This is a genomic window from Protofrankia sp. CiP1_Cm_nod1, assembly GCF_920888515.1.
Classification (GTDB): Bacteria; Actinomycetota; Actinomycetes; order Frankiales; family Frankiaceae; genus Protofrankia.
Genome location: NZ_CAKKTM010000208.1, coordinates 8489 through 14865, shown reverse-complemented (window position 1 = coordinate 14865; position 6377 = coordinate 8489). Strand labels below are relative to the sequence as shown.

Genomic DNA, 6377 nt, shown 5'->3' with positions numbered 1-6377 from the left:
GTCCCGGACCGCCCGCCCTGCCCCGTCGCATCGCGGCCCGCCCGCCGGCGCCGGCGCGCCGTCGGCCCGCCCGGCTCTGCGGCCAGGGGCTCCCGGCGGTGACAGACAAGCCCACCGAAGTACATGATCGTGGGTGTCTGGCGACAGCTGGGACAGCACGCGGCGGCGATAAAAAAGAACCACCGAGGGGACCACGCTGTCGACGGTTCGCGGGACCGGCCCGCGGGCGGGGCCTCGAGCGGCGCGAAGACGCAGGTCAGGGGCGTGCGGGCAGGCCCGCGAGGCCACCCGCGCGGGCAGCCCGCGCCGGTACGGACGGGCTTTTCAGAAGGAGAAAGCCGGAAGAAGGCATCGTGAATGCCTCCGTGAACCACGACCTGCGTGCCGGGCATGGGCAGTGCCCGCCACTCGCCCGGCACTTGCTTGCTACTTGCTTGCTACTTGCTTGCTTGTAGCACCCATGCTCTTCAACCTTGCGGACGACGCCGACCAGGTGACATTGTTGTATAGCCGACCGGATGACGGCCTGCGTTCTTCCGTACAACGCGCGGCATCGCTGTGCCCGATGCCCGCCATCGTGATCGAGGAGTGAACCGGTGCGCCCAGCCGTTGCCGAAGCCGTTCCGGCCGGTCCGTACATGGTGGTGTCCCCGCTCGCGGCCCAAAGCCGGGCCTGACGAACAAGGATGTGCGCTGTGCGAAGCACCATGCAGGACTTCCCTCTGACAGTGCGTTCGATAGTGGCGCACGGCACCTCGGTCCACGGGGATCACGGCGCGCGGACCGTGCTCGAGCCCGGCCGGGTCGGCCGCGTCACGTACGCGGAGACCGGTGCACGGGCCGCCCGGCTGGCAGGCGCCCTGCGCCGGCTCGGCGTCGTCGGGGACCAGCGGGTGGCGACCTTCCAGTGGAGCAACCAGCAGCACCTTGAGGCGTACGCGGCCGTACCGGCGATGGGGGCCGTGCTGCACACGCTGAACATCCGGCTGGCCGCCGACCAGGTGGCCTACATCGCCAACCACGCCGAGGACCAGGTCATCATCGTTGACGACTCCCTGATCCCGCTGCTGGCCGGGGCCCTGCCGAAGATAGACAGCGTGCACACGGTGCTGGTGAACGGCAACGGGGACGTCGCCGCCCTGGAGGGTGCCGGTAAGCAGATTCTCCGGTACGAGGAGGTCCTTGCCGCCGAGTCCGAGGAATTCGGCTGGCCGGCCGTTGACGAACGCGACGCGGCTTCGATGTGCTACACCAGTGGCACGACGGGCAACCCCAAGGGAGTGGTTTACAGCCACCGGTCGCTGTGGTTACATTCGCAGGCCGCCTGCACCGCGCAGGGTTTCAGCATCAACGCCGACGACACGATTCTCACCATCGTGCCGATGTTCCACGCCAATGCCTGGGGCCTGCCGTATGCCGCTCTGATGAGCGGTGCCAATCTGCTGTTGCCCGGGCCCTTCCTGCAGGCCGCGACGCTGGTCAGGACCATCGACCGGGAACGCCCGACCGTGTCGGGGGCCGTTCCCACCATCTGGAACGACATCCTCAACCACCTGCGGAGCAGCCCTGGGGCCGACCTGTCCTCGTTGCGCCTGGTGCTGTGCGGCGGATCGGCGGTGCCGCGCTCGTTGATGGAGGCCTTCGACAAGGAGTTCGGCGTCCGGATCCTGCACGCCTGGGGCATGACGGAGACCTCGCCGCTGGCGGCGATCGCCCGGCCGCCGGCCGGCCTCGACGAAGAGGAGACGATGCGGTTCCGGGTCACCCAGGGCAGGCCGATCGCGGGCGTGGATCTTCGTATCGTCGACGACAACGGCGTCGAGCTGCCCGCGGACGGGAAGTCGATCGGCGAGCTCGAGGTCCGCGGGCCCTGGGTCACCGGGGGCTACTACCGCGACGACGACCCGGAGAAGTTCCACGACGGCTGGCTGCGCACGGGCGACATCGGCAGGGTCGACCCCCTGCACTACGTCACGTTGACCGACCGGACGAAGGACGTCATCAAGTCGGGCGGCGAGTGGATCTCCTCGGTCGAGCTGGAGAACACGATCATCGGCCATCCGGACGTGCTCCAGGCCGCCGTCATCGGCGTGCCCGACGAGAGGTGGCAGGAGCGCCCGCTCGCGGTCGTGGTGCTGCGGGAGGAAGCGAGCGCGAGCGCCGAGGAGCTACGGGCCTGGCTGACGGGCCGGGTCGCGAAGTGGTGGCTGCCGGAGAACTGGTCGTTCGTGGACGCCGTCCCGCTGACGGCGACCGGCAAGTACGACAAGAAGGTGCTGCGCCGTCAGCACGCGGAACAGCTTCTGACAGTGCAGACCATCTGACACCGTCAGCGTGAAGTACAGGTATACCGCGAGGTACGGGTATACCTGTGAAGTACTGATATACCGAGATGGCGGGACGGCCGGCGGGAAGCAGGGGCTCGTGAGGCGGGCCTCCCGTCCCGGGGCCAGGGGCACGCGGTGTCAGGGGTCATCCCTGGCGCCGCGGCCCGCTCCGCCCCGTTCGCCCGCTCTGTCCGTTCGCTCCCCCGCCGCCCGCGGGAGGCCGGGACGGGGCTCTGCCGCAACGGGAAGAGGCATGCGTCGCGGGCCGGCCGCGTGCAACAGCCGCGCAGCTGGCTCCACCGTGTCACGTCGCGTCGTGAGAAGCCCGGCGACGACCCGATGACCCGGCTCGCCCAGGGCGAGCGGACGATGAGACCGCGACGGCCCGTTCACGTCCAACGTGATCTTACTTTAAGCAAGAAAATCAACTCGACAAGCAACATTTATGATCTTACAAGCCGTTGATTCGGCAGGATCCGCTACGAATCGGTACTTCTGCGTACGGCGTGCACGCTACCCTCTTTGGAAAAGAAGCTCGGTCGCGTTCGCATGGGTGACCCAGTGGGCCAGTCAGCCGTATGGTTTGGCGCGTCCGTAACACGGCCGAGCGACAGAGATCGACAGAACGTGCCAAGGCCGGACTTTGACTTATGATCTGCCAGGCGGCCAGCGTTGGGCGCCTGGCAGTCGAGGAGGCTCATCGTGCCCACCGGGGATATCAGGTGCCACGGGAGAAACCGCAGACCGATGACCGGCGACCGCATACGCCAGGGGTCGATCTCCGACCGGACGGTGAGCGAGGTACTCGCCATCATCGACAAGGCCCAGACACTCCTGTGCTCCCAGCATCTGCCCGACGCCACGGAGATCAACGACTTACCCGCCGCCAGCAGCGCGCTGGAAACCGTCTGGAACGGCGTGTGCGCGGCCGCGGCCGGCGACCGCGCCACCGCCGACCAGCTGGCCGGCGCCGATGACCTGCTGCCACTGCTCATCCAGCTGAAGAACACCGACGACGACGTCCGCGAGGAACACGCCCACCACCACTCCAGCACGATCCGTAATGTTCAGAACGCTCTCGGTCGATTACACCCGTTCTCCTCGGTATCCGAACTGATCGAGGCAACCCCGGGCATCGTGTGCACGATGGGGTTCGACCGGGCGGTCATGTCACGTATCAACGAGTCGATCTGGGTACCCGAGACGGTGTACGTCGAGGGGGACAGGGAATGGGCCCAGGCCATCGCGCAGGCCGGGCAGGACCATCCACAGAGGCTCGTGCCCCCCTTGTTCGAGACGGAGATCGTACGGCGGAGACGGCCGCTCATCGTCACCAACGTCCAGGACGAGACACGGGTCCACCGGGCGATGGTCGATGCGGCCCGCGTCAGGAGCTATGTCGCGGTACCGATCACGGCCTCCTCCCACGTGATCGGCTTCCTGCACGCCGACCGCTACTTCCACGGCGACGCGCTCGCCGACTTCGACCGGGACATCCTGGCAATCTTCGCCGAAGGCCTGGGCTACGCGCTGGAGCGCGCGGTCCTTCTCGACCGCCTGGCCCAGATGCGCACCGAGATGCTGCGCTACACCGCCGGGCTGACGGCGACGATGAACGACATCGAGGAGCCGATCAGGTTCGGCTCGTACGGGATGGCCAACGGATTCACCCGGCCCGTACGCCCGCTCCACGACGACCCCTGGCCCACGGACTCCCGTCTGACCAGGCGCGAGATCGACGTGCTCAGGCTGATGGCCGCCGGCAACACCAACGCGCGCATCGCCGACCGGTTGATCATCTCCGAGGGGACCGTGAAGTCCCACGTCAAGCACATCCTGCGCAAGCTGAACGCGGCCAGCCGAACCGAAGCGGTGTCGATCTGGCTGCACGGCGAGCGGGAGGCGTCCTGAACCGCCGGGAACAGCCGCCGCGCCGGCGACAGGCGAACGACCGGCGACCGGCGCACCACACCTGCCCGGCAACGCACCGGAGTGTGGACGGGCCGACGCCGTCCGCAGCACCGTCGCGACCACCACGAGCCGTGATCATCCGATCAGGCCGGTGGGTGCTGCGCCCAGGCGGCCGGCAGCGTCTCTCCCATACCCGGGATCCGGGCGCGGGAGGGACGGGGCGTCACTGCCGGTGACATCGGCAGGCCGCTAAGAGCGCCGGGCACCCGCCGACGGCTCCCCCGGTTCCCGGTGACGGCCTGCCCGGCCGTCACGGTCGTGTCGCCGGGCCCGCCGCGGCGTCGACCGAGGCCCGCGGGAGGACCGGGGCGTCGCGCCCCGTCCCGAGGGAACCGCCCGGCCGGCCGGCCGCGGAACCCGCGCCCTCCTCGTGGTACTCCTCCTCGACGTTGACCGACCAGACGTCGTGGGCCGTGCCGGTGGCGATGTTCTCGGCGGTGAGCATCGCGGTGAGCATCGAATGGTCCTGGTTGTTGTACCGGAACATCCCGTTGCGGCCGACCGGGTGGACGTTGGTGGCGTGCTCGGCGAGCCAGCCGCGGATCACGTCGACGTTCGCCCGGTAACGGTCGTCGTAGATGGGGTACGCCTTGCCCTGGCGGACCACATATCCCGCCTCGACGTCCTCGTAGTCGACAAGGCCGAGCTTGGCCAGCTCCCGCCTGCCCTGTTCGATGAGCTCGTCGTCGGGGGCCGTCCAGGCGGCGTCGCTCTCGAAGACCGTGTACTCCAGGCCGAGCACGTTACGGCCGTCCTTGACCAGGAACGGCGACCAGGAACCGAAGTTCTGGATGCGCATGGTCCGCACCTGCGGGTCGTGGATGTAGATCCAGTTGTCCTCCCAGGGCACCTTGCCGGCGGGCACCACGAGCGCGACGGTGATGAAGTCCCGGTAGCGCAGGTCGCGCGCGGCCCGCGCGACAGCGGCCGGGACGGGCGGGTCCATCGCCGTGATCAGCTCGGAGATCGGCATGGACGACACGACGTTGGTACAGGGGTAGACGGTGGTTCCCCCGTCGCCGTCGCGTGCGACGACCGCCGTCGCACGGCCATCGGCGTGCCTGACGCCCACCACGGTCGTGTTCATCACCACCTTGCTGCCGGCGGCGGTGACCTTGTCGCGGCAGACCTCCCACATCATCCCGGGGCCGTACTTGGGGTACTGGAACTCCTCGATCAGCGAAGTGATCTTCTTCTGGTTGCGGCGCGGCGAGACCGCGTTGACGATGGCGTTCGCCAGCGACAGGCTCTTGACCCGCTGGGCGGCCCAGTCGGCCGGCATCTCGCTGACCGGCACCCCCCAGACCTTCTCGGTGTAGGTCTTGAAGAAGGTGCGGTAGAGACGCCAGCCGAACCGGGCGACCAGCCAGCTCTCGTAGTCCGTCTGATCCTTCGGCGGCCGGGCCCTGGCCCACAGGTACGAGCCGACGCACCGGGCGGCCTCGGCCGGGCCGAGGTTGCGCAACGCGTTCCCGGCGCTGATCGGATAGTCGTAGTAGGCGCCGTTGTAGAAGATCCGGCTCTTGCGCGGCCGCAGCAGGAAGTCGGCGTCGCCGAGGATCTCGTGCCAGAGCTCCTCGACCGCCCGGACCTTGGTGAAGAACCGGTGGCCGCCGATGTCGAACCGCCAGCCGTCGCGCTCGACCGTCCGGGAGATGCCGCCGACCTGGTCGTCCGCCTCGAGGATGGTGGAGGCGATCCCGTACTTGTGCAGCTGGAAGGCCGCGCTCAGACCCGCTGGACCGGCGCCTATCACCAGGATCTCGCGACCGGGTTCCGCGGGCGGCGTTGAAAGCTCGGTCATGGGATGCAACGGCTCCTTGATGGCTGAAGGGGACGATTCCTGCGGCTGGCTACCCGGCGATACCGGTCACCCTGCGCTGGCCAGCCCGCGGTGGCTACGTGGTGTGACATAGCGGCCACGGTCTGATCGGGGATCGCCATCTTCGATGACCGTTCCCACGCCGCCCGCAATGATCACGCTTTCCATCTTCACCAGAGTAGAGAGTAGATAGTCCACGTGGGCGGGAGGACGGCGGGTCTCACCATGGCCCGCCCGGGTGGTTCCGCACGGGCCCA

The 6377-nt window shown here is 68.4% G+C and carries 4 protein-coding genes; 3 read left to right on the top strand and 1 reads right to left on the bottom strand.

Annotated features, from left to right (window positions below):
* Window positions 1–460 precede the first annotated feature (460 nt).
* The 3 genes from NBX02_RS23030 (at window position 461) to NBX02_RS09540 (ending at window position 4238) form a co-directional block, all read left to right on the top strand.
* Window positions 461–592, top strand: a complete 132-nt coding sequence (locus NBX02_RS23030; RefSeq protein WP_445548342.1) for a hypothetical protein — start codon at window positions 461–463, stop codon at window positions 590–592.
* A gap of 103 nt (window positions 593–695) precedes the next feature.
* Window positions 696–2324 (top strand): long-chain fatty acid--CoA ligase, encoded by a 1629-nt coding sequence (locus NBX02_RS09545; protein WP_445548341.1) that lies wholly within the window; start codon window positions 696–698, stop codon window positions 2322–2324.
* Window positions 2325–3074: 750 nt separating this feature from the next.
* A complete protein-coding gene (locus NBX02_RS09540; protein ID WP_250280867.1) occupies window positions 3075–4238 on the top strand; it encodes a LuxR C-terminal-related transcriptional regulator in 1164 nt (387 codons plus the stop codon).
* A 310-nt stretch (window positions 4239–4548) separates the two neighbouring features.
* Here the strand turns inward: NBX02_RS09540 and NBX02_RS09535 are convergent, their stop codons facing one another.
* Entirely contained in the window at window positions 4549–6102 is a 1554-nt protein-coding gene (locus tag NBX02_RS09535; protein WP_250290978.1) for an NAD(P)/FAD-dependent oxidoreductase, read from the bottom strand.
* Between the last annotated feature and the right edge of the window lie 275 nt (window positions 6103–6377).